This is a genomic window from Caballeronia choica, assembly GCF_001544535.1.
GTDB lineage: Bacteria > Pseudomonadota > Gammaproteobacteria > Burkholderiales > Burkholderiaceae > Caballeronia > Caballeronia choica.
Genome location: NZ_FCON02000013.1, coordinates 1 through 24,787, shown reverse-complemented (window position 1 = coordinate 24,787; position 24,787 = coordinate 1). Strand labels below are relative to the sequence as shown.

Annotated in this window: 26 protein-coding genes, 1 other RNA gene and 1 riboswitch; of the genes, 16 read left to right on the top strand and 11 right to left on the bottom strand. The window is 64.9% G+C overall.

The window, feature by feature from the left end; genetic code table 11:
* Positions 1 to 20: 20 nt before the first annotated feature.
* On the bottom strand, positions 21 to 1,796 hold the full coding sequence (locus AWB68_RS08290; RefSeq protein ID WP_087643873.1) for an autotransporter assembly complex protein TamA: 1,776 nt from the start codon (positions 1,794 to 1,796) through the stop codon (positions 21 to 23).
* A 565-nt stretch (positions 1,797 to 2,361) separates the two neighbouring features.
* Here AWB68_RS08290 and AWB68_RS08280 point away from each other — a divergent pair.
* The 4 genes from AWB68_RS08280 (at position 2,362) to panD (ending at position 4,757) form a co-directional block, all read left to right on the top strand.
* The gene (locus tag AWB68_RS08280; RefSeq protein WP_200828658.1) at positions 2,362 to 2,550 is read left to right on the top strand and encodes a DUF3460 family protein; all 189 of its coding nucleotides are present in this window, start codon (positions 2,362 to 2,364) and stop codon (positions 2,548 to 2,550) included.
* Positions 2,551 to 2,552: 2 nt separating this feature from the next.
* Positions 2,553 to 3,449, top strand: a complete 897-nt coding sequence (locus AWB68_RS08275; protein ID WP_374729563.1) for a segregation and condensation protein A — start codon at positions 2,553 to 2,555, stop codon at positions 3,447 to 3,449.
* A gap of 76 nt (positions 3,450 to 3,525) precedes the next feature.
* Positions 3,526 to 4,359, top strand: coding sequence for a pantoate--beta-alanine ligase (gene panC, locus AWB68_RS08270; RefSeq protein ID WP_087643870.1), 834 nt, complete (start codon positions 3,526 to 3,528; stop codon positions 4,357 to 4,359).
* Positions 4,360 to 4,370: 11 nt separating this feature from the next.
* Positions 4,371 to 4,757 carry an aspartate 1-decarboxylase gene (panD, locus tag AWB68_RS08265; protein WP_087643869.1) on the top strand — a complete coding sequence of 129 codons (387 nt, stop codon included), beginning with the start codon at positions 4,371 to 4,373 and terminating at the stop codon, positions 4,755 to 4,757.
* 111 nt (positions 4,758 to 4,868) lie between these two features.
* Here panD and AWB68_RS08260 read toward each other — a convergent pair whose 3' ends face one another.
* On the bottom strand, positions 4,869 to 5,492 hold the full coding sequence (locus AWB68_RS08260) for a ParA family protein (RefSeq protein ID WP_087643868.1): 624 nt from the start codon (positions 5,490 to 5,492) through the stop codon (positions 4,869 to 4,871).
* Between the two features lie 153 nt (positions 5,493 to 5,645).
* On the opposite strand from AWB68_RS08260, the gene AWB68_RS08255 reads away from it, so the two are divergent.
* Positions 5,646 to 6,065, top strand: a complete 420-nt coding sequence (locus tag AWB68_RS08255; protein ID WP_087643947.1) for a PaaI family thioesterase — start codon at positions 5,646 to 5,648, stop codon at positions 6,063 to 6,065.
* Positions 6,066 to 6,089: 24 nt separating this feature from the next.
* Here the strand turns inward: AWB68_RS08255 and AWB68_RS08250 are convergent, their stop codons facing one another.
* The gene (locus AWB68_RS08250) at positions 6,090 to 7,565 is read right to left on the bottom strand and encodes a cobyric acid synthase (RefSeq protein WP_087643867.1); all 1,476 of its coding nucleotides are present in this window, start codon (positions 7,563 to 7,565) and stop codon (positions 6,090 to 6,092) included.
* Between the two features lie 64 nt (positions 7,566 to 7,629).
* Here AWB68_RS08250 and cobU point away from each other — a divergent pair, with 64 nt between their 5' ends.
* Genes cobU through AWB68_RS08230 form a run of 4 tightly spaced genes read left to right on the top strand, consistent with a single transcriptional unit; the run spans position 7,630 to position 11,029 of the window.
* The gene (cobU, locus tag AWB68_RS08245) at positions 7,630 to 8,178 is read left to right on the top strand and encodes a bifunctional adenosylcobinamide kinase/adenosylcobinamide-phosphate guanylyltransferase (protein ID WP_087643866.1); all 549 of its coding nucleotides are present in this window, start codon (positions 7,630 to 7,632) and stop codon (positions 8,176 to 8,178) included.
* A gap of 7 nt (positions 8,179 to 8,185) precedes the next feature.
* Positions 8,186 to 9,127, top strand: coding sequence for an adenosylcobinamide-phosphate synthase CbiB (gene cbiB, locus AWB68_RS08240; RefSeq protein WP_087643865.1), 942 nt, complete (start codon positions 8,186 to 8,188; stop codon positions 9,125 to 9,127).
* Positions 9,120 to 10,130, top strand: coding sequence for a threonine-phosphate decarboxylase CobD (gene cobD, locus AWB68_RS08235; RefSeq protein ID WP_087643864.1), 1,011 nt, complete (start codon positions 9,120 to 9,122; stop codon positions 10,128 to 10,130). Before cbiB ends, cobD begins: the two co-directional genes overlap by 8 nt.
* Positions 10,127 to 11,029 carry a cobalamin-binding protein gene (locus tag AWB68_RS08230; RefSeq protein ID WP_087643863.1) on the top strand — a complete coding sequence of 301 codons (903 nt, stop codon included), beginning with the start codon at positions 10,127 to 10,129 and terminating at the stop codon, positions 11,027 to 11,029. The genes cobD and AWB68_RS08230 overlap by 4 nt, the downstream gene beginning before the upstream one ends.
* Here the strand turns inward: AWB68_RS08230 and cobC are convergent, their stop codons facing one another.
* Genes cobC through AWB68_RS08200 form a run of 6 tightly spaced genes read right to left on the bottom strand, consistent with a single transcriptional unit; the run spans position 11,030 to position 17,105 of the window.
* Positions 11,030 to 11,599 (bottom strand): alpha-ribazole phosphatase, encoded by a 570-nt coding sequence (cobC, locus tag AWB68_RS08225; RefSeq protein WP_087643862.1) that lies wholly within the window; start codon positions 11,597 to 11,599, stop codon positions 11,030 to 11,032. It lies immediately after the preceding gene.
* Positions 11,584 to 12,345, bottom strand: coding sequence for an adenosylcobinamide-GDP ribazoletransferase (locus tag AWB68_RS08220; RefSeq protein WP_087643861.1), 762 nt, complete (start codon positions 12,343 to 12,345; stop codon positions 11,584 to 11,586). The genes cobC and AWB68_RS08220 overlap by 16 nt, the downstream gene beginning before the upstream one ends.
* Before the next feature lie 4 nt (positions 12,346 to 12,349).
* Positions 12,350 to 13,399 carry a nicotinate-nucleotide--dimethylbenzimidazole phosphoribosyltransferase gene (gene cobT / locus AWB68_RS08215; protein ID WP_087643860.1) on the bottom strand — a complete coding sequence of 350 codons (1,050 nt, stop codon included), beginning with the start codon at positions 13,397 to 13,399 and terminating at the stop codon, positions 12,350 to 12,352.
* An 18-nt stretch (positions 13,400 to 13,417) separates the two neighbouring features.
* Positions 13,418 to 14,212 (bottom strand): ABC transporter ATP-binding protein, encoded by a 795-nt coding sequence (locus AWB68_RS08210; RefSeq protein WP_087643859.1) that lies wholly within the window; start codon positions 14,210 to 14,212, stop codon positions 13,418 to 13,420.
* Complete coding sequence (locus AWB68_RS08205) at positions 14,209 to 15,210, bottom strand: FecCD family ABC transporter permease (protein ID WP_087643946.1); 1,002 nt, start codon at positions 15,208 to 15,210, stop codon at positions 14,209 to 14,211. Before AWB68_RS08205 ends, AWB68_RS08210 begins: the two co-directional genes overlap by 4 nt.
* 26 nt (positions 15,211 to 15,236) lie before the next feature.
* The gene (locus AWB68_RS08200; RefSeq protein WP_087643858.1) at positions 15,237 to 17,105 is read right to left on the bottom strand and encodes a TonB-dependent receptor domain-containing protein; all 1,869 of its coding nucleotides are present in this window, start codon (positions 17,103 to 17,105) and stop codon (positions 15,237 to 15,239) included.
* Between the two features lie 90 nt (positions 17,106 to 17,195).
* A riboswitch (cobalamin riboswitch) is annotated at positions 17,196 to 17,486 on the bottom strand.
* A gap of 230 nt (positions 17,487 to 17,716) precedes the next feature.
* Here AWB68_RS08200 and AWB68_RS08195 point away from each other — a divergent pair.
* From AWB68_RS08195 to AWB68_RS08175, 5 genes are all read left to right on the top strand, one after another.
* Positions 17,717 to 18,091, top strand: coding sequence for an ATPase (locus tag AWB68_RS08195; RefSeq protein WP_087643857.1), 375 nt, complete (start codon positions 17,717 to 17,719; stop codon positions 18,089 to 18,091).
* The gene (locus AWB68_RS08190; RefSeq protein WP_087643856.1) at positions 18,088 to 18,402 is read left to right on the top strand and encodes a cell division protein ZapA; all 315 of its coding nucleotides are present in this window, start codon (positions 18,088 to 18,090) and stop codon (positions 18,400 to 18,402) included. Before AWB68_RS08195 ends, AWB68_RS08190 begins: the two co-directional genes overlap by 4 nt.
* Before the next feature lie 92 nt (positions 18,403 to 18,494).
* Positions 18,495 to 18,676, top strand: a non-coding RNA gene (gene ssrS, locus AWB68_RS08185) — 6S RNA.
* A 61-nt stretch (positions 18,677 to 18,737) separates the two neighbouring features.
* Positions 18,738 to 19,196 carry an EVE domain-containing protein gene (locus AWB68_RS08180; RefSeq protein WP_087643945.1) on the top strand — a complete coding sequence of 153 codons (459 nt, stop codon included), beginning with the start codon at positions 18,738 to 18,740 and terminating at the stop codon, positions 19,194 to 19,196.
* An 81-nt stretch (positions 19,197 to 19,277) separates the two neighbouring features.
* Complete coding sequence (locus AWB68_RS08175; RefSeq protein ID WP_374729562.1) at positions 19,278 to 20,012, top strand: SIMPL domain-containing protein; 735 nt, start codon at positions 19,278 to 19,280, stop codon at positions 20,010 to 20,012.
* A 56-nt stretch (positions 20,013 to 20,068) separates the two neighbouring features.
* Here AWB68_RS08175 and lgt read toward each other — a convergent pair whose 3' ends face one another.
* Both lgt and AWB68_RS08165 read right to left on the bottom strand, forming a co-directional pair.
* The gene (gene lgt / locus AWB68_RS08170; protein WP_087643855.1) at positions 20,069 to 20,974 is read right to left on the bottom strand and encodes a prolipoprotein diacylglyceryl transferase; all 906 of its coding nucleotides are present in this window, start codon (positions 20,972 to 20,974) and stop codon (positions 20,069 to 20,071) included.
* A gap of 47 nt (positions 20,975 to 21,021) precedes the next feature.
* Positions 21,022 to 21,996 (bottom strand): LysR substrate-binding domain-containing protein, encoded by a 975-nt coding sequence (locus tag AWB68_RS08165; protein ID WP_087643854.1) that lies wholly within the window; start codon positions 21,994 to 21,996, stop codon positions 21,022 to 21,024.
* Between the two features lie 106 nt (positions 21,997 to 22,102).
* Between AWB68_RS08165 and ilvD the strand changes: the two genes are divergently transcribed.
* Together ilvD and AWB68_RS08155 are read left to right on the top strand one after the other, a co-directional pair.
* Positions 22,103 to 23,776 (top strand): dihydroxy-acid dehydratase, encoded by a 1,674-nt coding sequence (ilvD, locus tag AWB68_RS08160; protein WP_087643853.1) that lies wholly within the window; start codon positions 22,103 to 22,105, stop codon positions 23,774 to 23,776.
* A 144-nt stretch (positions 23,777 to 23,920) separates the two neighbouring features.
* The gene (locus tag AWB68_RS08155) at positions 23,921 to 24,211 is read left to right on the top strand and encodes a c-type cytochrome (protein ID WP_087643943.1); all 291 of its coding nucleotides are present in this window, start codon (positions 23,921 to 23,923) and stop codon (positions 24,209 to 24,211) included.
* Positions 24,212 to 24,787: the final 576 nt, after the last annotated feature.

The following is a 24,787-nucleotide window of genomic DNA, read 5'->3' as shown; positions in this document are numbered from 1 at the left end:
GGCGGGGTTTCGCAAAAAGTTCAGAAGGCGATGCCGAGCGTCAGATACGGCTTGATGCTCTTGTTCTTGAAACCATAGGCCACGTCAACGTTCACCGGCCCGACCGGACTGCGCCAGCGCGCCCCGATGCCGACGCCCGGCTGGAAGACGCGCTCCTTCCAGGTATCGGTGGCGGTACCGATGTCGAAGAATGCCGCGCCGCCCCAGTCGTGCGTGAACCAGTGCTGATATTCGGTGCTGCCGGTGACGAGATACTTGGTCGGCAGGATCGATCCGTCGACGTTGTTGCCGATGCTCAGGTAACTGTAGCCGCGCACCGAGTTCGCGCCGCCCGCGCGAAACAGCAGCGACGCTGGAATGCCGTTCGACGGTCCGCTCGTGAACACGCCGCCGAATTCCGCGCGGAACACGAACAGGTCGCGCTTGGTGATCGGGAGGTATTGCAGCAGGTTCGTGTAGAGCCGCGCGAAAGTCTGCTCGGTGGCTATGTTCTTGATCGCAAAGCCCGCTTCCGCGCGGACCAGGTTGCCGCTGCGCGGGAACAGCGGATCGTCGACGTTGCGCCGTATCCACTGCCAGGACGGCATCAGCGCGCGCGCACTCGACGGGTTCGGCGCGTTCTGCGTCAGGCGGTCGTCGTAGAACATGAGGGCATACGTCGTGTCGATGTTCTGCGTCGAGCGCGAACGCTGCACGCCGACGCGCGCGCTGTAGATGCGCGTGTCCGACACGTTGGTGTTCGTGTACGAGGCGAGCACGCTGTTGACCCAGCCGCGCGCGCCCGGTGGCATCGCGAGTTGCACCTGGCCGTATTGCTGCGTCTGGTCGAGGCGGCCGGAGATCGTGAACGGATAGGCCTTGCCGAACGTATCGAGATAGCTGTACGCGCCCTGGATGTGCGGGCCGGTGTCCGTCGCGTAGCCGACGCCGTAGCGCACGCTGTTGTACGGGTACTCGCTGACCTTCAGGTGGATCGGCGTGTTGTCGGGCTTGGTGACGTCGTTGTCGGCGTCGATCGCGACGCTCGCGTAGTACGGCGTGTTCTGCAACTGGCGCTGGAGTTCGTTCACGCGCGCGATGTCGTAGATGTCGCCCGGATGGATCGGGTTCACGTTGTGGATGATCGCTTCCGGATAGCGGCGCACGCCGCTCACGTCGAGATCGCCGAAGGTGAAGGTCGGGCCGCTGTCGAAAGTCACCGACAAATCGGCAATGTGCGTGCGCGGATTCACCCGCGCCTGCGAGCGCGTGATTTTCGCGCCGAGATAGCGGCGCGCCTGCAAGGCTTTCAGCGCGGCGTTCTTGGCGTCGCTCCAGGCGTCCTGCGAGAACGCGTCGCCTTCCTGCACCGAGAACGCGAAGCGCGCGGTGTTCTCCTGCTTGGGGTCCTCGGTCGTCACGGCGCCCTTGAACGTCAGCGAGACCGACGCGACGGTCGTCTGCGGACCCGGATCGACGCTCACGGTGACGGTTTTCTTGTTGTCGACGACCTTGACGTCCGTGCGCACGACCGGCGTGAAATAGCCCTCGGTCGCGACGAGATCGCGGACGTCCTGCGGCGTCGCGGTGACGAGGAACTGGAACTGTTCGTCGCTGACGTCGTCGCGCTTGGCGAAGCGCGCCAGGTCGAGATGGTCCTTCAGCAGCGAACGCACGCTGCGCGGCGCGTCGATGTCGACGGTGTACTTCGCCAGCGCCGACTGCGCCGCAGCCAGGAGGAAGAGCGCGCCGCAGATTCGCGCGATGCGGCGTCGTGGCGGCGCAGCGGGCCGTCGCGAGCCGTCCGGCCTGCGCATCGTCCGCAAGGAATCTAACAGGCGCCCCGCCAAACGTGACCTCCGGAATTGATTGGTGTGTTTATTGCAATTCACGGCATCGAACGACTTGCCGGTTTGCGACCGAGGCGCATTTTGCCTGTTTGCGTCGATGTCGATGGCGACGCGTGTTCGTCGCGTTCGAAAATCGCGCAGGCGCTATTTCACCACATCGACCGCTGGAGCCATCCCAAAATGACCGACGCACGCGCTGCGGCGACGGCGGCAAGGACATCGCGCAGCGCGCTTCGGAATGCGCTGAAAACGTTGGTGGAAACGCCGGCCGCCCGCCTTGGACGGCCCGAAGCGGCGCGGGTTCCGGCCGCGCAGGCCGTTCAGGCGCCGTAGCCGCCGTTTTACGACGATTCCGATAGGCCATTCGGCCAATCAAGCGGATTGCAACCGCCGATATCGAACCGCGCCGGAGCGCTTGCGGTAAAATTGCATCGAAATCGCAGCTGCCAATGGACAACCCAACGGACTACCCAACGGGCTGCCCACCGGATTGCCGCCCCCGTCGAATTGCCCCGATCCCAACGGAAGTCGAATCATGTACCAGTCGGACATCACCCAGTTCATCAATCAGTTGAAAGCGCAGAAGCCGTCGCTGGAAGAAGAACAGCGCAGCGGCCGCGCGCTCCTGTGGGACAAGCAGCCGATCGACCTCGACGAACGCGCGAAGCAGAAAACGTCGCGCGTGGAACAGACGCCTTACGTCTACTACCAGAACTTCTGAACGTGAGCGCCGCCCGCGAGGCGCATCCGGCATCGGACCAGGCCGTGCAGGAGGCGCGCGAGGACAGACGCGCAAAGCTCGCCGCGCCCGCGACCGATTCTACGCCCGACGTGATTGACGGCGTCGCGTTCGCGCATCTGTACGGCGAGCCGCTCTGGAAGCTGCCGACGGACCTCTACATTCCGCCGGACGCGCTCGAAGTCTTTCTGGAGGCTTTCGAAGGTCCGCTCGATCTCTTGCTGTACCTGATCCGCAAGCAGAACTTCAACGTCCTCGACATCCCGATGGCGGACGTGACCAAGCAGTATCTCGGCTATGTCGACCAGATCCGCGAATCGAATCTGGAACTTGCCGGCGAATACCTGCTGATGGCTGCGATGCTGATCGAGATCAAGTCGCGCATGTTGCTGCCGGTGAAAAAGGCCGACACCGGCGAGGAAGCCGAGGACCCGCGCGCCGAACTCGTGCGTCGCCTGCTCGAATACGAGCAGATGAAGCTCGCCGCGCTGAGGCTCGACCAGTTGCCGCAACTCGGGCGCGACTTCCTGCGCGCGGACGTCTATATCGAGCAATCGCCGGCGCAGCGCTTCCCCGACGTCGAGCTGATCGATCTGCGCGCCGCCTGGGCCGATGTCATCAAGCGCGCGAAGCTCGTCCAGCATCACAAGATTTCGCGCGAACAGTTGTCGGTGCGCGAGCACATGAGCGTGATCCTGCGGCGCCTTCAGACCGCGCGCTTCATGGAATTCTCCGACCTCTTCCAGACCTCGCGCGGCGTTGCGGTCGTCGTGGTGAATTTCATCGCGATGCTCGAGTTGTCGCGGGAATCGCTGATCGAGATCACCCAGGCCGAGCCGTATGCGCCGATTTACGTGAGGCTCGCGTATTCGCCGGCCTGAAGGCTCCCATTTCCCCTTCCCTTACCCTTGCCTCGGAGCAGCCGGATAAAGCTGCCCGCCAGGAGACAACCGCTAGATGAAAGTCATCAGCTCCATCCATGAACTGCGCGACCAGTTGCGCGGACAGAACCGAACCGCCTTCGTCCCGACGATGGGCAACCTGCACGAGGGCCATCTCTCGCTGATGCGGCTCGCGCGCCAGCACGGCGATCCGGTGGTCGCGAGCATTTTCGTGAACCGGCTGCAGTTCGGCCCGAACGAAGATTTCGACAAATACCCGCGCACGCTGCAGGACGACATCGAGAAGCTGCAAAAGGAAAACGTCTACGTGCTGTTCGCGCCGACGGAACAGGACCTGTATCCGCAGCCGCAGCAATACCGCGTGCATCCGCCGCACGATCTCGGCGATATCCTCGAAGGCGAATTCCGCCCGGGATTCTTCCAGGGCGTGTGCACGGTCGTGATGAAGCTGATGTCGTGCGTGCAACCGCGCGTCGCGGTGTTCGGCAAGAAGGATTACCAGCAGTTGATGATCGTCCGGCAGATGTGCCACCAGTTCGCGCTGCCGACCGAAGTGATCGCCGCCGAAACCGTGCGCGACACCGACGGCCTCGCGCTCAGTTCCCGCAACCGCTTTCTCGCGGCCGCCGAACGCGCCGAGGCGCCGGTGCTCGCCGCGACGCTGAATCGCGTGCGCGATGCCGTGCTGGCCGGCAACCGCGACTTCCAGGCCATCGAAAAAGACGCGATGGATTCGCTGGCGGCGCGCGGCTGGAACCCCGACTACGTCGCTGTGCGCAAGCGTTTTGACTTGCTGCCGCCCGGCCCCGCCGACGCCGACGCGCCGCTCGTCGTGCTCGCCGCCGCGAAGCTCGGCACGACCCGCCTCATCGACAACCTGGAAATTTGAGAGACGAAGCCATGCAGCGAACCATGCTGAAATCGAAGATTCACCGCGCGACGGTCACGCACTGCGAATTGCATTACGAAGGCTCGTGCGCAATCGACGAAGATTTGCTCGAAGCGGCGAATCTCGTCGAGAACGAGCAGATCGACATCTGGAACGTGAACAACGGTGAGCGCCTGACGACTTACGCGATCAAGGGCGAGCGCGGCAGCGGAATGATTTCGCTCAACGGCTCGGCCGCGCGCCGGGCGCAACTGGGCGACCTGGTGATCATCGCGGCGTTCGCTTCGGTCGACGAGGCGGAATTGAAGGCGGGCTGGAAGCCGGATCTGGTATTCGTCGACGAGAAGAACCGCATCAAGGGCAGCCGCGATCACGTGCCGACGCAGAACTGGACGTAGAGAGCGCGGGTATTTTTTCTGCGAAGGAGATTTTAAGAAGTCTCCGAAAATCCCTCTAATACCATGCGGCGAAACGAAAGATCGCAAACAGACAATGGCCGGCCTCCCTCTCTACTTCCCCGCCCACTCCACGATCGGCTGCCACTGTTCCAGGTCCTTCTCCACGCGGCTCTTCGCGACATCCCAGATCGTGAGCCCGTGCGCCGCAAGCTGCACATAATTCTGCGTATCGCGCACGAACCCGAGCACCGGCAGTTCGAGCCCCTCGACGAACCGGTGCAACTGGTCTGCCGAGCGTGTGCGGGCATCCACCCGCATCCCGACCACGCCGATCTCGATCGCGCCCTTGCGCACCGCCTTTTCCTTCGACAATTTCTGCAGGAAGTCCTGCGTCGCGAGGATGTCGAACATCGACGGCTGAAGCGGCACGATCACCTTGTCCGCCAGTTCCAGCGCGAGCGCGAGCCGGTTGCCGTGAATCCCGGCCGGCGTATCGACGACGGCTTTTTCCAGACCTTTCGGCGGCTTGGACGGCGCGTCGATGTCCACTTGCCACTCTTCGATCCTCGGCAGGGTATCCGCCCGCAATGTGAGCCAGGCGTGGGCCGAGCGCTGTTTGTCGAGATCCGCGAGCGCGACCCACTCGCCGTTCGCCGCGAAATACCCCGCCAGATTCGTCGCGAGCGTGCTCTTGCCGACGCCGCCCTTCGGATTCGCCACCACGATCACCGTCATGAAGTTTCCCGAAATGTTCTGCCCGACAGCCGGAAATGGTGAAATCCCGCTGGCCGGATCGTTGTTTTGAAACCTGCAATGTTCGAGCCGTTGATATTATCGGTAAAACCGGCCGCGCCGGATATCTTGCAAACAGCCAACGTTCTCCTGCCCATGACGACACTACGCCCCGATGTCACCCTCGATTTCCTGCGCAATCGCCAGCGCGGCTGCCTGCCGGAGCTGCTCGGCATCGAACTGGTCTCGCTCGACAGCGGCGCGCTGGTCGGCGAATTGCCGATCCGGCCCCAGCTTCTCGCTCCGAACGGCTTCCTGCACGCGGCCAGCGTGATCGGTCTCGCCGATACGTGCTGCGGCTATGCGTGTATCGCGCATCTGCCCGAGGGCGCGAAGAACTTCACGACCGTCGAGCTGAAAAGCAATCATCTCGGGACGGCGCGCGAAGGGAAGATCGTCGCGCGGGCGACGGCCGTGCATCTCGGGCGCAGCACGCAAGTGTGGGACGCGATTGTGACGAACGCGGACGGCAAGACCGTCGCGCTGTTTCGCTGCACGCAGATGATCTTGTATTGAGGCGAGCGCGGGCAAAGCGCGGCGTCAGCCGAACGCCGCGCCAACCGCATCCAGATCGAGCGATTCAGCGAGCGCATCGGCCAGCCGATCCAGCGACGCTTCCCTGAGCGCCGGATAATCGAGCGCTTCCGCTTCCCCGACGCCCGCCCATTCCAGCAGCGCCGCGCAGGCTTCCGGCGTATCGAAGAGGCCGTGCAGATACGTCGCCGCGATCTGGCCGTCGTCCGAAACGGCGCCGTCCGGCCGGCCGTCGTCGAGCAGCACGGCGGGCCGCGCGAGTGCCGCGCCGCTCGTGCGTCCCATGTGAATTTCGTAGCCGCGCACGGGCGCCGTTGCGTCGCCATCGAGCGCAAGTCGCCCGGTCACGTTTTCGAGCAGCTTGTGCGGCGTGAGCGTCGTCGACAGATCGAGCAGGCCGAGCCCGTCGATCCGTCCCGCCGGACCTTCGATGCCGTCGGGATCGTCGATGTCGCGCCCGAGCATCTGCATCCCGCCGCAGATGCCGAGCAGCTTGCCGCCATAGCGAAGATGCCGCGCGATCGCGCGATCCCAGCCGTTATCGCGCAGCCACGCGAGATCGCGCTGCACGCTTTTCGAGCCGGGCAGCACGATCAGATCGGCCGGCGGCGGCGCGATCCCGGCTCGCACGTATTGAAAGTCGACCTGGGGGTGCGCGCGCAGCGCATCGAAATCCGTGTGATTGCTGATGCGCGGCAGCGCCGGCACGATCACCTTCAGCGCGTCGCGGGCGCCGCGCGTGTGCTTTTCGCTCGGCAGCATGTCTTCGGCGTCGAGCGTGAGGCCGTGGAGGTAAGGCACGACGCCGAGCACCGGTTTGCCGGTACGGGCCGTGAGCCAGTCGAGCCCGGGCTGCAGCAAGCCGATATCGCCGCGAAACCGGTTGATCACGAAGCCGCGAATGCGCGCCCGCTCGCTTTCCGACAAGCACGCCAACGTGCCGACCAGATGCGCGAACACGCCCCCGCGGTCGATATCGGCAACCAGCACGACCGGGCAATCGACGCGCTCCGCAAAGCCCATGTTCGCGATGTCGCGCTTGCGCAGGTTGATCTCCGCCGGGCTTCCCGCACCCTCGACGATGATCGAATCGAAAGCCGCCTTGAGCCGCGCATACGAAGCCAGCACGGCCTCGAACGCGACGCTCTTGTATTCGTGATACGCCCGCGCATCGAGATTCGCGTGCGCGTGGCCGTGGATGATGACCTGCGCGCCGCGATCGCTCGTCGGCTTGAGCAGCACCGGATTGAAGTCGATCTGCGCATCGACGCCGGCCGCGATCGCCTGCAACGCCTGCGCACGGCCGATCTCGCCGCCGTCGACGGTCACGGCGCTGTTGAGCGCCATGTTCTGCGGCTTGAACGGCGCGACCCGCACGCCGCCGCGCCGCGCGAGCCGGCACAGGCCCGCGACGAGCGTGCTCTTGCCTGCATCGGAGGTCGTGCCCTGGATCATCAGCGTGCCGCGCGGCGCGAAGTGCATGAGGTCGCTTTCCCTATAAGGCCATGGATGGCCCGTTATCTTAGCCCGCCGCTACAATACCCCGATGACCTCCTCTGCTCCATCGCGGGACCTCACCTTCATCCTCGGCGGCGCGCGCTCGGGCAAGAGCGCGCATGCCGAACGGCTCGCTGCCGAAAGCGGCCTGCCCGTCACCTACGTCGCGACCGCGCGCATCGGCGATGCGGAGTTCGGGGAACGCATCGCGCATCATCGTGTGCGGCGGCCGGCGCACTGGTCGCTGCTCGAAGCACCGCTCGATCTCGCGGGCGCGCTCTCCTCGGTGGCCCGCGACGGACATTGCGTCTTGATCGACTGCCTCACGCTGTGGCTCGCCAACCTGCTCTGCCCCGCCGATTACACCGAAGCGCACCCGGCGCCGCACGAAGCCCTAAACGCTTTCGACGCCGCCGTGTCCGACGCGCGCGGCAAGATCATCATCGTCAGTAACGAGATCGGCCTGGGCGTGGTGCCGCTCGGCTCGGTGACGCGTCGCTACGTCGATGAACTCGGGCGCCTGAACCAGCGCGTCGCCGCCGCGAGCACGCGCGCGACGCTGATGGTCGCGGGCCTGCCACTCGCGCTCAAAGGCTGAGCGCCCCATGCTCCTCCTCTCCTTCTACGCGATGGCGATGCTCGCGATTGCCGGCGTGATCGTCGATCGCGTGATCGGCGAGCCGAGTGCGCGTCATCCGCTCGTCGGTTTCGGCACGCTCGCGACTCGGCTGGAAGCGCGCATGAACAGCGGCTTTCGCGCGCGGCCGGCCGGCATTCTCGCGTGGCTCGTCGCCGTCGTGCCGCCGGTCGCAATCGCCTGGCTGCTGGTGAGCATCCTGCCGTTCACGGCCGCGTGCATCGTGCACGCCGCGCTCCTGTGGTTTGCGCTCGGCGCGAAGAGCCTGCGCGATCACATCGCACCGATCGCCCGCGCGCTCGGCTTGGGCGACCTCGCCACAGCGCGCGAGCTGACGGCGCGCATCGTGTCGCGCGAAACCACCGACGCCGACGAAGGCGCGCTCTCGCGGGCAGCGGTCGAATCGGCGCTCGAGAACGGCAACGATGCGATCTTCGGCGCGCTCTTCTGGTTCGCGGTCGCGGGCGGCCCGGGGGCGCTGGCGTTTCGCCTCGCCAACACGCTCGACGCGATGTGGGGCTATCGCACGACGCGCTATCTGCGATTCGGCTGGGCGGCAGCCCGCTTCGACGACGTGCTGAACTTCATTCCTGCCCGCCTCACGGCCGCGAGCTACGCGTTGCTCGGCGACACGCGCACCGCGTGGCATTGCTGGCGCACGCAGGCCGCATCGTGGGACAGCCCGAACGCGGGGCCCGTGATGGCGTCGGGCGCGGGCAGCCTGAACGTGCTGATCGGCGGCCCGGCGGTTTATAACGGCACGCTGGAGTCGCGCCCCGTGCTCGGCGCGGGACGCTCCGCGATGCCGGTGCATGTCGTCGCGGCGTTGCGGCTCGTCGAACGCTCGACGCTGCTCTGGCTTGCCGTGTTCCTGATCGCGGCTTTTCTCAGCGTGGGCGCTCATGGCTGATCCGGTCGAACCGATCCGGCACGGCGGCAACCTGCGCGAGGCAGCGCGCCGTTATTCGATACCGCTCGAAGACTGGCTCGATCTCTCGACCGGCATCAATCCGCGCGGCTATCCGGTGCTGCCGGTCCCGCCGGATGCGTGGCGCCGTCTGCCCGAAGACGACGACGGTCTCGCCGCCACGGCCGCGCGTTACTACGGTGCGGAGGCGGTGCTGCCCGTCGCGGGGAGCCAGGCTGCGATTCGCGTGTTGCCGTCGCTGTTGCGGCGGGGCGTGGCCGCCGTCGCGCCGCTGACGTACGCGGAATATGCGCCTGCGTTCGAACGCGCGGGGCATCGCGTGGTGACGCTCGATGTCTCCGCGCGTGACCTGCCCGCGGAACTGGATCACGTGATCGTCGCGAACCCGAACAATCCGACGACCGAGCGCATCGCGCCCGATGTCCTGCTTCGCTGGCATGAACAACTCGCGATGCGCGGCGGCACGTTGATCGTCGATGAAGCCTTCGCCGATGCCGACGAACCCGGTGCATCGCTCGCAGGGCAAGCGGACCGCGACGGTCTCGTCGTGCTGCGTTCGGTCGGCAAGTTCTTCGGCCTGGCGGGCATTCGCGTGGGTTTCGTCCTCGCCGCCGAACCGGTGCGCCGCGCGCTGAACGATGCGCTCGGCGCGTGGACGGTGAGCGGTCCCGCGCGTCACGCAGTTCGGGCCGCGTTCGACGACCACGCGTGGCAGCGTGCGACCCGCGAGCAACTGGGCAAGGACAGCCAGCGCCTCGCGATGCTGATCGCGAGCCACGGTTTCGCCAGCGTGCATGCGACTCCGCTCTTCGCCTGGTTCGAGACGCTGGACGCAGCGTCGCTGCAAGACGCGCTTGCGACGCGCGGCATCTGGACACGTCTGTTCGATCGCGCCGGCACGACGCCGAGCCTGCGCATTGGCCTGCCCGGATCGGAAGGCGACTGGGCGCGTCTCGCGCGCGCGTTCGCGGAGCTTCGCGCATGACGTTGCGGTGCTTGCTGGCGATTGCAGTGCTGGGGATATCGGCGCATGCCAACGCTAACGCCACGCTCTCCGTCACCGACGACACCGGCGCCACCGTCACGCTCGACGCACCCGCGCAACGCGTCGTCAGTCTCGCGCCGCACGTCACTGAACTGCTGTTCGCGGCGGGCGGCGGTGCGCGCATCGTCGGCGCGGTGACGTACAGCGACTACCCGCGCGAAGCGCAGTCGATACCGCGCGTCGGCGATAACAAGGCGCTCGATCTCGAACGCATCGTCGCGCTGAGGCCTGATCTGATCGTCGTGTGGCGGCATGGCAATGCAGCGCGGCAGATCGACCGGCTGCGCGATCTGCACGTGCCTCTCTACTTCAGCGAACCTCGCAAGCTCGACGACATCCCCGTGACCATCGACAAGCTCGGCACGCTGCTCGGGACCGCGCAAACGGCAGCCGATGCATCGAATGCGTTTCGCCGCGACATCGCTTCGTTGCGCACGCGTTATGCGAGCCGACCAGTCGTCGGCGTGTTCTATCAGGTGTGGGACGAGCCGCTGATGACGCTCAACGGTGCGCACGTCTTCAGCGAAGTGATCGGCTTGTGCGGCGGACGCAACGTGTTCGCCGACCTCAAGCCGCTCGTCCCGACGGTCTCGACCGAAGCCGTGCTCGCAGCGAATCCCGAAGCGATCGTGACCGCGACAGCAGGCGCGACGCAGCCGGACCATCCGCTGCCCGCGCTCGACCGGTGGAAGCAGTGGCCTTCGATGACGGCGGTTGCACGCGGCAACCTGTTCGGCATCGACGGCGACCTGATCAACCGCCCGACGCCGCGTCTCGCGCTCGGCGCGGCGCGCTTGTGCGAAGACCTCGAAACGGCGCGCGAACGGCGCCCGAAGTGATCACGCGTTCCAGCGCACGAGCAACCATTCGTCGCGCACGCGTTTGAGCCATACGATCGCGCCATGGTCGAGCGGCCATTGCAATACGCTCGCCTGTTTCGCATCGAGCAAGCGCGCCGTCAGCACGCGGATTACGCCTGCATGCGTCACGACGTGGACGGACGTATTGCTTCGAGCGCACGTATCGTCGAACCAGTGCATCACCCGCTGGCGAAACTGCGCCAGACTCTCGCCACCGTGCGCGCGAGCGTGCTCCAGATCATCGGCCCATGCATCGAGCAGCGCGCGATCGATGCCGTCCCATGCGTGGCCTTCCCATCTGCCGAAATCGATTTCCTTGAGGCGCGCATCGGCGTGCGGGTCACCTAGCGCTCGTGCAAACAAAAAGCATCGTTGCAACGGACTCGTATGCCACGCTTCAACGCACTCCGGCACCTTCAACACGCGCATCCGCTGCAAGAGCCCGCGCGCCGATTCATCGACATCGCCCGCAAGCGGCACGTCGGTTTGCCCATAGCAGATGCCCGCATCGATCGCGACGGCGGGATGGCGTATCAGGATGAGATCCATCCGAGTCCGGTCAGGTAGATCGCGAGTTCGAAAAGCTGTTGCGCGAAGCCGAGGCAATCGCCGGTATAGCCGCCGATGCGCCGCACGAAATATCGGCCGATGAAAAAGCGCATCACGACGAGCACGGCCACGCATACGCAGCCTGCTTTCCAGTCCGGCCAGAACAGCCACGGCAGCCCGCACATCGCAGCGAGCGCGAATGCCGCGTAGCTCATGCGTTGCGCGACGGGTTTGGCCTTGCCCTCGGCGCGCACGTATTCGAGCGTGAGCAGATAGCTGATCGCGAACGTGCGGCTCGCGGCGTGCGCGGCGATCATCAGCCACACAGCGCGCATCGGCGGCAACGCGGCGAGCGTCTGCCACTTCAACGCGAGCGCAACGACGAGCGCAATCGCGCCGAATGCGCCGATGCGCGAGTCGTGCATGATCCGCAGCGCATCGTCGCGCGTGTAGGCGCCGCCGAATGCATCGAAGCAATCGGCGAGGCCGTCTTCGTGGAACGCGCCGGTCAGCAGCAAGGTCGCGGCCATCGAGAGCAGCACCGCGATGCTCGCGGGGAACACGCGCAACGCAATGAGATAGACGAGCGCGGCCACCGCCCCGACCATCAGCCCGACGAGCGGAAAATACCGCGCCGCCGCGTTCAGGTAGTGCCGCTCGAATCCGACCCAGCGCGGCACCGGCACGCGCGTGAAATAGCCGAGCGCGGTGAGGAAGTAGCGCAGTTCGTCGAGTGGCCGGAGCATCGCTTCAAGCGTCCTGGTTCGACACCCCCGCCGATTCGAAGCTCGCCATCTCGCCGATGAAGGCAACCGCCGCGCGCAACAGCGGCAACGCGAGCGCGGCACCCGTGCCTTCGCCGAGACGCAGGTCGAGTTGCAGGAGCGGCGCGGCGTCGAAGTATTGAAGCATCCGCGCGTGTCCCGCTTCGTTCGATGCATGCGCGAACACGCAGTAGTCGAGGACATCGCGCGAGATCGCATGCGCGACGAGCAGCGCGGACGTCGCGATGAACCCGTCGACGAGAATCGTCATGCGTGCTTTCGCAGCGGCGAGAAACGCGCCCGCGATCATCGCGATCTCGAAGCCGCCGAAGGTGGCGAGCGTATCGATCGGATCGGCGCTCTTTGCATGACGTTCGAGCGCGGCCGCGAGCACATCGCGCTTGTGGCTCACGCCTTCGTTCGACAGCCCGGTGCCGCGCCCGACGCACACGTCGATCGGCAATGCACACAGCCTGCTCATCAAGCACGCCGCCGCCGATGTATTCGCGATGCCCATCTCGCCGAAACCGATCACGTTGGTCCCGAGCGATGCGTGATGACGCACGCGTTGCGCGCCGCGTTCGATGGCCTGCAAGGCTTCGTCGCGCGTCATCGCGGGTTCGTGCGCGAAGTTGCGCGTGCCGCCGCGCCGGATCGCGATGTCGATCAGCGCATCGGATGCGGGCGATGCCGTCGCGACACCCGCGTCGACCACTTCGAGCGTCATGCCGGCCGCACGCGACAAAGCATTGATCGCCGCCCCGCCCGCCAGGAAATTCGCGACCATCTGTACGGTCACTTCCTGCGGATAGGAACTGACGCCCTCGGCGGCGATGCCATGATCGCCCGCGAACACGATCATCGCGGAACGTTCGATGCGCGGCTTCGTCGTCTGCTGGATCAGGCCCATTTGCAACGCGAGCGATTCGAGGCGTCCGAGACTGCCCGGCGGCTTCGTCTTCGTATCGATGACGTGCTGGAGTTCGGACTGAAGCGAGCGGTCGAGCGGTTGCGGCAAGTCGTGAATGAGAGACATCGTTTCGTCCTGTGAGGATTACAGTTCTGGCACGCGCATCACGGGCACGAGCGCCTCGTGATCGCCCTGGTGAATCAAGATGAGCGGATAGCCGAATGCAGCGCTCGCGCGCTCGGCACTGAGTACGTCGCGCGCTGGTCCCGCATGCGCGTGGCCCGCGCCGTCGAGCAGCAGCGCGTGCGTTGCGTAACGACGCGCGAGATTCAGATCGTGACACGAGAAAATGATCGTGCGCGAGTCGCTGCGATACCGCGCCCAGGCAGTGAGCACATCGAGGCATTCGATCTGGTGATGCAGGTCGAGATGCGAAAGCGGTTCGTCGAGCAGCAGCAGCGGCGCGTCCTGGCACAGCGTCGCGGCAAGCGCGACGCGTTGCCGTTCGCCGCCGGACAATGACAGCACGCCGCGCATCGCGAATGATGCAAGCCCGAGCACGTCCAGCGCCGCATGCGCGGCGTGCAGATCGGCATCGCTCTCCCAACCCCAGCCGGTCAGATGCGGGAAGCGATTGAGCATCACGATGTCGAGCACGGTCGCGTTGAACGCATCGTGCGTGCTCTGCGGCATCAACGCGCGGCGCCTTGCGAGATCGGCTGCGCGCCAGTCGCCTACGTCGATGCCATCGAGCGACACCGAACCCGCCGCAGGCTTCGACAGCCCGGCGAGTGCTGCAAGCAGCGTCGTCTTGCCCGCACCGTTCGGTCCCGCGATGCACCACACTTCACCGGGCGCGAACGCCTGCGTGAGTTCCGCGACCAGCGTGCGGCTTGCGGCGCGCAACGAGAGCCGGTCGACCCGAAGGCTCGCATTCATCGCGTCCTCCGCAGCAGCATCCACAGGAACACCGGAACGCCGATGAGCGCCGTCATCACGCCGACCGGCAACTGCGCCGGCGCGATCACCGTGCGCGCAACGAGATCGCATCCCATCACCGCGACACCGCCCGCGAGCGCCGCCGCCGGCAACAGCATGCGCTGATCGTTGCCGAACGCGAGCCGCAAACCATGCGGCACGACGAGCCCGACGAAGCCGATCGTCCCTGCCGTCGTCACGGCGGCGGCGGCCGCGAGCGAAGCCACCAGATAGACGCGCAAACGCAATCGCACGACCGGCACGCCGAGCGCTTGCGCCGTGGCATCGCCGCGCAAAAGGACGTTGAGTTGCGGCGCAACTGGAACGACGCACACAAGCGCGACGGCCATCGCGATCAACGCGGTCCACGGCGTCGCGACGCCATTCAGGTCGCCGGTCAGCCAGAAGACCATGCCGCGCAATCGGTTCTCGGGCGCGACGGCGAGCATCAGCGTGATCAGCGCGCCCCAGCCGGCAGCGATGACCGCGCCCGTCAGCAGCAGACGCGGCGATGCGTCCTGCGGCTCACCGCGCCAGAGTTCGCGCCGCGCGAGTCCGAGCACGAGCAGGATCGACAGGAACGCGCCGATGAACGCAGCCACGTCGACGCTCCACCACGGCAACGATGCGAGCATCGCTGCAAGCGCGAATGTGGCCGCGCCGCCGGATACGCCGAGCACGTAGGGCTCGGCCAACGGATTGCGCAACAGCACTTGCAGCAGCGCGCCGGCCATCGCGAGCAATGCGCCCGACGCGAAGCCCGCGAGCGCGCGCGGCAGCCTCAGGCTCAACACGATTTCATCGATGACATCGGACGAAGACGCGCGCGCATGCAGCAACGCATCGATCACGCGCGACGGCGCGAGCGCGATGCTCCCAAGCGCGAGCGACGCCACGAACACGACGAGCGCGGCCGCCGCGAGGACCGTCCATATCGCGGTGGCGCGGCTGACGGTCATGCCGTGCGAAAGCGCGCGCTCATCGATCACAGTTGCCGCCACCCGAGCGTGAGATACGCGCCGCGACGCGGCGTGTTGTACGAATAGGCGAGTTCATAGTCCTTGTCGAACAGGTTGTCGATGCGCGCATCCACGTACCATGACTTCGTGATCTCATAGCGCGCCGACAGATTCACAACGCCATAGCCCGCCAGCGTCGAGTCGTAATCGCTGCGCGCGCCGCTCACGATCCATTCGCCGCCCACGCGCCAGTCGCCGATCGAACGATGCGCGGTGAACGAAGCAAACCGGCGCGCGCGGCGTGTCAGGTCCTCGTGATTCGTTTCGTCGACGGGGTTCTGCAACGTGAAGCTCGCGCGCACGTCGGTGGCGCCGACGTGCCCCGCCCACGCGCCCTCGATGCCCTGCACCTTCGCCCGCCCGACGTTCTGGGCGATATAGAAGCCGCCGCCATCGGCGACATAGTCGATCAGGTTCGAATAGCGCGTCTGGAACGCCGTCAGACGCAGCACGCCGAGCCTGCCCGATGCATATTGCAGCGCCGCTTCGATCGAATGGCTCCGCTCGGGCTGGATCGACGGATTGCCGCTGAACGGATAGTACAGATCGTCGAAACTCGGCGCGCGAAACGATTCGGCATAGCTTGCAGTGACCTTCCAGTGGGCATCGAAGTAGTAGCCGTAGCCGAGATAGTAGCTGTTCGCTCCACCGAAATCGGAGTACTGGTCGTGGCGCACGTTCGCCTGCAACTCGTTGCCGCCAATACGGCCCACGTATCCCGCGAAAACGGAATTCACGTGCCGTGCGGGTGCGGCGAACTGGTCGGAATCGAGCGTCTGGTCGAGGTGCTCGTAGCCGAACAAAAGCTTGTGATCGGCGCCGAGCAGGAAGTCGTTCTGCCACAGGTATTGGCGATTCTCCGAATCGAACTTGCTCGTATAGACGCCGTTCTGTTCGATGTTCGCTCGGTCCTGTCCCTCTGCGACTGTTACGTGCGTCGTCAAGCGGTCGGTCAGCTTGCCGTTGGCGAACACCGACGCCGAACGCACCCGGTCGTGCGATTCGTTGAGATCACTCGGCACGCCGTATGCATCGTCGAAGCTGTTGATGCCATTCGACCGCAAGAATCGTACGCCGCCGTCCCACTTGTCCGTGAACGCGTGCCGCAGCGTCGCCGCGACGCTCTCGTTCAAATAACCGTTGGCGTTCGGATTGGCGTTCGGCACGATGGCCGGATCGATCGACGAGAAGCCGTCGGTCTTTTCGCGCGATACGGTGACGTCGAACGTGGTGCGGCCCTCCTGGTCGAGCGCACCGTTCACACCGAACTGCTGACGCTGCGTGCGATAGCTGCCGTACTCGGTTTCGAAGTTGAAGCGCGGCGGATGGTTACCGCCCTCTTTCGTAAAGATTTGCACGACCCCGCCGATCGCACCCGAACCGTAGAGCGCCGACACGTTGCCGTTGACCACTTCGATGTGGTCGATTTCAGCGAGCATCATCTGCGAGAGCTGCGCGGCGCCGAGTCCCGCCGACTCGACGCGCACGCCGTCGATCAGCACGAGCGACTGCGCCGACGACGCGCCGCGCAAGAACATTCCCGACGACGCACCCGGCCCGCCGTTGCGCGTAATCTGCACGCCGGGCGCGAACGCGAGCAGGCCGATTGCATCGGTGGAATTTGTGTCGGCGATGTCCTGCGAATCGAAGAGCGTGGTCTGCGCGATCGCATCGGCGAGGGGGGCGGGCGCACGCGTCGCGGTCACGACGACGGGCGCCAGCGCGGAAGGTTCTACGGTAGCAACAGATTCAGCGGGCTCAGCAAACGCCGCGTGCGGCAAGGCGCCGGCGAGCAGCAACACCGGCCCCGCGGCACGGACAAACGGTGAAGACATGTGTGAAGCGTTTCCTGTCGATGGCAAGCGCGGCCCGCTCCCCGCAGGCTTCATGCGCAATCCGCGCGGCGCCGTGCATGAAGCTTGGGGCGACGCGCGTGACCATTGGCCGGTATCCGGGCTGGCGACGAGATCGTCCCGCCTTCCCGCGCATTCGCGCAGTGGCGTCGACACGTGTGCCGCGCATGCGATCTTCGATGACGAAATCTGAAGTGCGATGGCGGACAAACGCGTCCGGGACGACTTGCAACTTGCGTTGCGGTCGCTTACCGTTGCGGGGGCAGCACAGGTTGGCTCGGCCCTGGGGCGTCGCTCCCTGTTTCCCGTTTGACTGCGCACGCATTGAATGCGCGCGCGAGCACCAAAAGTGCGGCAAGTTTAGGAGCCGCACTTGAGAGCGTCAAGGAAACGAATCGGCGCGATTGGTGCATGGCAAAGACATGGCAAAGGTTTGCATGCATGCAAAAAGACCTGCGCTTTCCACACACGAATTGCACGGGCAAGGCCGCTTTTAGCGCATCAATCGCGTGCTGTTACGTCTCGAAACGAGACAATTGTCGGAAGCCCGGTTGAACCGCGCTAAAATGCGAGGTCTTTAGAGGACGCAGCACATGCTCAACGAACTCGAATCACTTTCACAGAACATCGGCCGGCTGATCAAGATCAGCGAACGTCATCATCAGGCGCGGCGCGCACTCGAAGAGCAACTCGAACAGTTGCGTGCCGAGCACGCCGGCGTGCAGAGCGAACTCGCGCAAGTGCGCGAAGAACGCGACACGCTGCAGGCCGAACGTGACGGTCTCTCGGCGAAAATCGACGACGCGCAGGTGCGCCTGAACGCCATCCTCGAAAAACTGCCGCGAGCAAAAGCCGCGCCCGAACCCGACAACCAACTGGATCTTCTTGGCCCCGATGCCCACGATGCGCATGAGCACGCGCATGCGGGCGAGATGCACGGTGAGCACAGCCACGGAGAAAAAGCATGACGACCAAGCAGATCGAAGTCTCCATCCTCGGCCAGCCGTACCGGCTTGCATGCTCGGCTGAAACCGAAGACGCGCTGCGTGAAGCCGTGGCCCGCGTCGATGCCGAGATGGGCAAGGTGCGCACTGCAAGCAACGTGCGCGGTACGGATCGCATTGCGGTCATGGCGGCGCTTTCGCTGGCGTCGGAATTGCTTAAGCTGCAAAACAGCGTGCGTCACGGCGAAGCGTTCCCCGCCGAAGAGATTCGCCATACCGTGCACCAGATGAACGAACAACTGGGCGCCGTCATTGCGCAATATGAAGCGCAATGATGTAAGCATGCATGTCGTGGGTGCGGATCGTCCCTGATTCAAGAAAGATTAAAGTCGTTGCTGCATCCGGCACACGATTGGTGTAGAGTTAGTACTCCCTGCCTGGTTCGCCAAGGTCATATATTCCTTGAACCAATGCCATTGTGCACGGTTGCGGAAATTTGTAGCACGGGCGCGCGCGTCACTCTGTCTGATGTACCCGAAGTGCTGCCTACTGCGACCAATCTTGAACCCAGGTTCAGGATGCCGGCCTAGCGGCTGAGGCGGGGACCTTCTTCAACGGCATCGGTTTTTCCGATGCCGTTTTTCTTTGGTCGCTCACTCGTCATCACATCATGCGTTACTGGCTGATGAAGTCCGAACCGGACGAAGCAAGCATCGATCATCTCGCTCACGCGGCGAAGAAAACCCTGCCGTGGACCGGCGTGCGCAACTATCAGGCGCGCAACTTCATGCGCGATGCGATGCAGGTCGGCGACGGTGTGCTCTTCTATCATTCGAGCTGTCCGCAGCCGGGCATCGCGGGCATCGCCGAGGTCTCGTCGAGCGCTTATCCCGATCCCACGCAGTTCGATCCGAAGAGCCCGTACTTCGATCCGAAGTCGACGCAGGAAACACCGCGCTGGCTCCTCGTCGATGTTCACTTCGTGAAGAAGACGCCGCTCGTGCCGCTCGCGACGCTGCGCGAGCACAAAGAGCTTGCCGACATGCAGGTGCTCGCGAAGGGCAATCGCCTGTCGATCACGCCGGTCACCGAGGCGCAGTGGCGCTTCATCACCGAGCATCTCGTCTAGTCGCGGAGGGAACTTCGCGTGCACGCGAAACGCCTAAGTGGCGTCGCGAATCACGCGAATTCATGCCCTTGGAGTTCCTCGATGATCAAGAAGAAAACCGCGTTCGCGCTTGCAGCAGCCGCCCTTTCTTGTGCGGCCCTCACGATGTCCGCTTCAGCCACCGCGCAAACCGTCGTCACGCAGCCGCAGCCTGCGGGCGTGCTGTCGCTGTCGGCCGAGGCGAGTGCCGAAGTGCCGCAGGACACCGTTAACATCACACTGTTCTACGAGCAGCAGGCACCGGATGCATCGTCGCTCACGACGACGCTGAACCAACGCGCCGATGCCGCGTTACGCCAGGCAAAGGGCGTCGATGGCGTGACGGCGCGCAGCGGTTCGTTCACGGTGTATCCGTCGACGGATCGCGATGGCCGCATTTCCGCATGGCGTGGCCGCACCGAAGTCGTGCTGGAGTCGCATGATTTCGCGGCAGCATCGAAGCTTGCGGGCAAGATGAGTTCATCGATGCAGGTCGGCAATGTCGCGTTCTCGCTGTCGCCGGAAGCGCAGCGCGCCGCCGCGCAGAAGCTCTCGACGCAGGCGATCGACTCGTTCCGTCAACAGGCGCAGGCGTCCGCGCAAGCGTTCGGCTACAGCAGCTATACGATCCGCGAAGTCAGCGTCAATCACGATGGCAGCTCGCCGCCGCGTCCGGTCATGATGATGCAGGCGCGCGGGATGAGCGCCGACGCGAAGATGGCTGCGCCCATGGCCCTGGAAGCGGGAACGTCGACGGTGACGGTCAACGTGTCGGGATCGGTGCAGATGGGGCGTTGATCGAACGCCTTGCTTCAAGCAAAAACGCCTCGCTGTGGCGAGGCGTTTTCGTATCATCAGGCCGCGTTGGCGGGCGCGGAAGGCAGCCGCCGGTCGCGCCGATAAGCCCATACCATCAAGCCGATCCCCGCGACGATCATCGGCATCGAGAGCCATTGGCCCATCGAAAAGCCGAACGTCAGCAGGCCGAGGTAATCATCGGGCTCACGCGCGAATTCCACGGTGAAGCGTGCAAGGCCATAGCCGATCAAAAACAGCGCCGAGCCCGCACCCATCGGCCGCGGCTTGCGCGAGAACGTCCACAGCAGGATGAACAGCACGAAGCCTTCCAGCGCGATCTCGTACAACTGCGACGGATGGCGCGGCAGCATGTGATAGCGCTCGAAGATCTCGGTGAGGTGCCACTGCAGGTCGGCTTGCGAATGCTTCGCGAGCCAGATCGCATCGTCGTTCGATGCGCCCGGGAACAGCATCGCCCACGGTGCGTTCGGATCGGTCACGCGGCCCCACAGTTCGCCGTTGATGAAGTTGCCGAGGCGCCCCGCCGCGAGCCCGAGCGGCACCATCGGCGCGACGAAATCGGTGACTTGCAGCCAGGTGCGCTTTCTCTGGTACGCGAACAGGATCATCGCGAGCGTCACGCCGAGAAAGCCGCCGTGAAACGACATGCCGCCTTCCCAGACCTTGAAGATGTCGAGCGGATGCGCGGCGTACCAGCTTGCCTTATAGAAGATCACATAGCCGAGCCGGCCGCCGAGAATCGTGCCGAGCACGCCGTAGAACAGCATGTCGTCGATGTCGCGCGCGGTCCAGCCCTGGGCGGCGACGTGCGGCAGCCGCAGCCGCAACCGGCCGACGACGACCGCTGAAACGAATGCGACCAGGTACATGAGGCCGTACCAGCGCACGGCGAGGGGCCCCAGGTGAATCGCGACGGGATCGAAATTGGGATGAATGAGCATCGTAGATTGAATAAGCGGTTCGAGATGCGCGAACTATGAAGCGCGAACTATATTGCAGGCATCGTCGCGCCATAGGCGCGAACGATGTCGATGAAGCCGGCGAGCACGGGGCTCACCTCGGCCGCGCGCCACACCAGACCGGTTTCCACGAACGGTCCCGCGTCGCTGCCGGGCAACGACCCGGACTCGCTGAGCGGACGATACACCACGCCCGTGCGCCGCAGATGCCTGAGCGACTGCGGCACGAGCGCGACGCCCATGCCGGCGGACACGAGGCTCACGATGGTCTGCATCTGGATCGCCTCCTGCCCGATGCGCGGCGTGAGGCCGGCCGCGCCGTAGCAACCCATAATGATGTCATAGAAACCGGGCGCGAGCCGTCTCGGGAAGACGACCAGCGGCACGGATGCGAGTTCCTGCAGGCTGACGGGCGTCTCGGCCCATTCGTTCGCGCCCTGCCCCAGTTGCGCGGCGAGATCGGCGGGGAGTGCCGCCACCAGCGGCTCGCGCGCGATCGCCAGATACGACAGCGCCGCCGCGTGGCGCGGCGGCAGCGGCGGGATCACGAGCCCCGCGTCGATGCGGCCGGCGACCAGTTCCTCGATCTGCACGTCGCTCGTCGCTTCGGTGAGTTGCAGGCGCACGCCCGGATAGCGCGCGCCGAAATCGCGCAGCAGCGACGGCAACAGCCCGTAATCCGCCGTCGACACGAACGCGAGCGACAGCACGCCCGCCTCGCCGCGTGCGAGCGATTGCGCGAGCGGACGCAGCGCATCGGCGGCGGCCAGAAGGCGCCGCACCTCCGGCAGCAGGTCCGCGCCGACCGGCGTAAGCTCGACCGATCGCTTCGTGCGCACGAACAGCGCGACGCCAAGCGCGTCCTCGAGCGCGCGGATTGCCTGCGACAACGGCGGCTGTGTCATCGCGAGGCGCGCGGCCGCGCGGCCGAAGTGCATCTCCTCGGCGACGGTCACGAAATAGCGCAGCAGGCGCAGTTCGACAGGCGGATTCCGTTGCTCCATTGATACTTTCCGCGACCTAATAAAGCCTGAATAATATATTGGACAGACACTTGCCGACGCTGCATTCTTCCGGCACCAGACGAAAAAATCCTCAAGGAGCCCCCAAATGGCCTACAACCGCCGCTCGAAAAACATCACCCAGGGCGTGGCGCGCTCGCCCAATCGCTCGATGTACTACGCCCTTGGCTACAAGGAAGAAGACTTCGACAAGCCGATGATCGGCATCGCCAACGGCCACTCGACGATCACGCCGTGCAACGCCGGCCTGCAGCGTCTCGCCGACGCCGCCGTCGAGTCGATCAGGAAGTCCGACGCCAATCCGCAGATCTTCGGCACGCCGACCATCTCGGACGGCATGTCGATGGGCACCGAAGGCATGAAGTACTCGCTGGTGTCGCGCGAAGTGATCGCCGACTGTATCGAAACGGCCGTGCAGGGCCAGTGGATGGACGGCGTCGTCGTGATCGGCGGCTGCGACAAGAACATGCCGGGCGGCATGATCGGCCTCGCGCGCATGAACGTGCCGGGCATCTACGTGTACGGCGGCACGATCCGTCCGGGCAACTGGAAGGGCAAGGATCTGACCATCGTGTCGTCGTTCGAGGCGGTCGGCGAGTTCACGGCCGGGCGCATGTCGGAAGAGGACTTCAAGGGCATCGAGAAGAATTCGTGCCCGTCGACCGGCTCGTGCGGCGGCATGTACACCGCCAACACGATGAGTTCGTCGTTCGAGGCGCTTGGCATGTCGCTGCTGTATTCGTCGACGATGGCGAACCCCGATCAGGAAAAGGTCGACTCCGCCGCCGAATCGGCGCGCGTGCTGGTCGAAGCGGTCAAGAAGGACCTGAAGCCGCGCGACATCATCACGAAGAAGTCGATCGAGAACGCCGTCGCGCTGATCATGGCGACCGGCGGCTCGACCAACGCCGTGCTGCATTATCTGGCAATCGCGCACGCAGCCGAAGTGGAATGGACCATCGACGACTTCGAGCGCATGAGGAAGAAAGTGCCGGTGATCTGCGACCTGAAGCCGTCGGGCCAGTTCGTCGCGACCGACCTGCACAAGGCGGGCGGCATTCCGCAGGTGCTGCGCCTCCTGCTCGATGCGGGCATGCTGCACGGCGACTGCATCACGATCACGGGCCGCACGATCGCCGAGGAACTGAAAGACGTGCCGAGCAAGCCGCGCGCCGACCAGAAGGTGATCTACCCGATCGACCAGGCGCTCTACGACGAAGGCCACCTCGCGATCCTGAAGGGCAACCTGGCGCCGGACGGCGCGGTCGCCAAGATCACTGGCTTGAAGAACCCGGTCATCACCGGCCCGGCGCGCGTGTTCGAAGACGAGCAAAGCGCGATGGACGCGATCCTCGCCGACAAGATCAAGGCCGGCGACGTCGTGGTGCTGCGCTATCTCGGACCGAAGGGCGGCCCGGGCATGCCTGAGATGCTGGCGCCGACTTCCGCGATCATCGGCAAGGGACTCGGCGAATCGGTCGGCCTGATCACCGACGGCCGTTTTTCCGGCGGCACGTGGGGCATGGTGGTCGGCCACGTCGCGCCGGAAGCGTACGCCGGCGGCACGATCGGGCTCGTGCAGGAAGGCGACTCGATCACCATCGACGCGCACAAGCTGCTGCTCGAACTGAACGTGGATGCCGTGGAAATCGAACGCCGTCGTGCCGCGTGGAAGCAGCCGGCGCCGCGTTACACGCGCGGCGTGCTGGCGAAGTATGCGACGCTCGCGCTGCCCGCGAACAAGGGCGCGGTGACGGGCTGATCCTGCGGGTTCAAAGCGGATGAGAAGGGGCGCACGATGGGGATCGTGCGCCCCTTCTCTCTTATAATGCCGCGGAGTCAGGTCGGCGGAGACCGTATGCTTTCGATCAAGCCATCAAGCGCCCATTTTCTGGCATCGCTCGCGATGTGGTCGGTGTGCGGCGCAGCAAGCGCGCAGAACGAAAACCCGATGCTGTCGCTTGCGCAAAGCCGCAACTGCATGAGCTGCCACTCGGTGTCGCGCGTGTCGATGGGGCCGTCGTTCAGGAACGTCGCGGCGAAATACGCCGATGTCGAGGGCGCGCACGCGCAACTCGCGCGCAAGATTGTGGAAGGCGGTGTCGGCGTGTGGGGGCCAGTGCCGATGCCGGCGAATACGCAACTGACGCCCGCTCAGGCAAACGCCCTCGCCGACTGGATTCTCTCGCTTAAATAGGGTGCGCTGGCGCTTGGGGTGGGTTTGGTTGGGTTGGGTTGGGTTGGGTTGGGTTGGGTTACACCGTTTGATGCGCTTGGGCTTCCATGGAACTTGTTTTCTTCGTGGTTTATTTGCTCTGCCCCTGTCCGGGGCGGGACTCACTTTCTTTGCTGCTGCAAAGAAAGTAAGCAAAGAAAGCAGCTTTCAAACGCCAGCCCTAACACGTGTTCACTCGCATTTTGAACGGAGTGGTTCAACCGGGGGAGTGTCGTTAGCGGGGTTTCCCCGTTGTTGGCATGTAGAAACGGCGCGCGCGTCGCACCGCCATACGGGGTGGATCAGCAGTCATACATCCGGCTTCGCGCTACGCGCTCACCCGTCAGGCAAAACCAAAACCCATCGGTAAATCTGCGTCGTACTTCGTGCTGCCGCATGCTTCAATTCACCACCACTTGCAGACCTGTCGTCGGGCACGAAGTGCCAGGACGGATGAATGACTGCTGCTCCACTCCCTGTAGCGGTGCGACGTGCGCGCCTTTTCTACATGCCAACAACGATCAAACCCCGCTAACGACACTCCCCCGGTTGGACCAC

Coding starts and splice junctions, on each gene's coding strand:
- AWB68_RS08290 (WP_087643873.1), bottom strand. CDS start 1,796: ATGCGCAGGCCGGACGGCTCGCGACGGCCCGCTGCGCCGCCACGACGC.
- panC (WP_087643870.1), top strand. CDS start 3,526: ATGAAAGTCATCAGCTCCATCCATGAACTGCGCGACCAGTTGCGCGGA.
- panD (WP_087643869.1), top strand. CDS start 4,371: ATGCAGCGAACCATGCTGAAATCGAAGATTCACCGCGCGACGGTCACG.
- AWB68_RS08260 (WP_087643868.1), bottom strand. CDS start 5,492: ATGACGGTGATCGTGGTGGCGAATCCGAAGGGCGGCGTCGGCAAGAGC.
- AWB68_RS08255 (WP_087643947.1), top strand. CDS start 5,646: ATGACGACACTACGCCCCGATGTCACCCTCGATTTCCTGCGCAATCGC.
- AWB68_RS08250 (WP_087643867.1), bottom strand. CDS start 7,565: ATGCACTTCGCGCCGCGCGGCACGCTGATGATCCAGGGCACGACCTCC.
- cobU (WP_087643866.1), top strand. CDS start 7,630: ATGACCTCCTCTGCTCCATCGCGGGACCTCACCTTCATCCTCGGCGGC.
- cbiB (WP_087643865.1), top strand. CDS start 8,186: ATGCTCCTCCTCTCCTTCTACGCGATGGCGATGCTCGCGATTGCCGGC.
- cobD (WP_087643864.1), top strand. CDS start 9,120: ATGGCTGATCCGGTCGAACCGATCCGGCACGGCGGCAACCTGCGCGAG.
- AWB68_RS08230 (WP_087643863.1), top strand. CDS start 10,127: ATGACGTTGCGGTGCTTGCTGGCGATTGCAGTGCTGGGGATATCGGCG.
- cobC (WP_087643862.1), bottom strand. CDS start 11,599: ATGGATCTCATCCTGATACGCCATCCCGCCGTCGCGATCGATGCGGGC.
- AWB68_RS08220 (WP_087643861.1), bottom strand. CDS start 12,345: ATGCTCCGGCCACTCGACGAACTGCGCTACTTCCTCACCGCGCTCGGC.
- cobT (WP_087643860.1), bottom strand. CDS start 13,399: ATGTCTCTCATTCACGACTTGCCGCAACCGCTCGACCGCTCGCTTCAG.
- AWB68_RS08210 (WP_087643859.1), bottom strand. CDS start 14,212: ATGAATGCGAGCCTTCGGGTCGACCGGCTCTCGTTGCGCGCCGCAAGC.
- AWB68_RS08205 (WP_087643946.1), bottom strand. CDS start 15,210: ATGACCGTCAGCCGCGCCACCGCGATATGGACGGTCCTCGCGGCGGCC.
- AWB68_RS08200 (WP_087643858.1), bottom strand. CDS start 17,105: ATGTCTTCACCGTTTGTCCGTGCCGCGGGGCCGGTGTTGCTGCTCGCC.
- AWB68_RS08195 (WP_087643857.1), top strand. CDS start 17,717: ATGCTCAACGAACTCGAATCACTTTCACAGAACATCGGCCGGCTGATC.
- AWB68_RS08190 (WP_087643856.1), top strand. CDS start 18,088: ATGACGACCAAGCAGATCGAAGTCTCCATCCTCGGCCAGCCGTACCGG.
- AWB68_RS08180 (WP_087643945.1), top strand. CDS start 18,738: ATGCGTTACTGGCTGATGAAGTCCGAACCGGACGAAGCAAGCATCGAT.
- AWB68_RS08175 (WP_374729562.1), top strand. CDS start 19,278: ATGATCAAGAAGAAAACCGCGTTCGCGCTTGCAGCAGCCGCCCTTTCT.
- lgt (WP_087643855.1), bottom strand. CDS start 20,974: ATGCTCATTCATCCCAATTTCGATCCCGTCGCGATTCACCTGGGGCCC.
- AWB68_RS08165 (WP_087643854.1), bottom strand. CDS start 21,996: ATGGAGCAACGGAATCCGCCTGTCGAACTGCGCCTGCTGCGCTATTTC.
- ilvD (WP_087643853.1), top strand. CDS start 22,103: ATGGCCTACAACCGCCGCTCGAAAAACATCACCCAGGGCGTGGCGCGC.
- AWB68_RS08155 (WP_087643943.1), top strand. CDS start 23,921: ATGTGGTCGGTGTGCGGCGCAGCAAGCGCGCAGAACGAAAACCCGATG.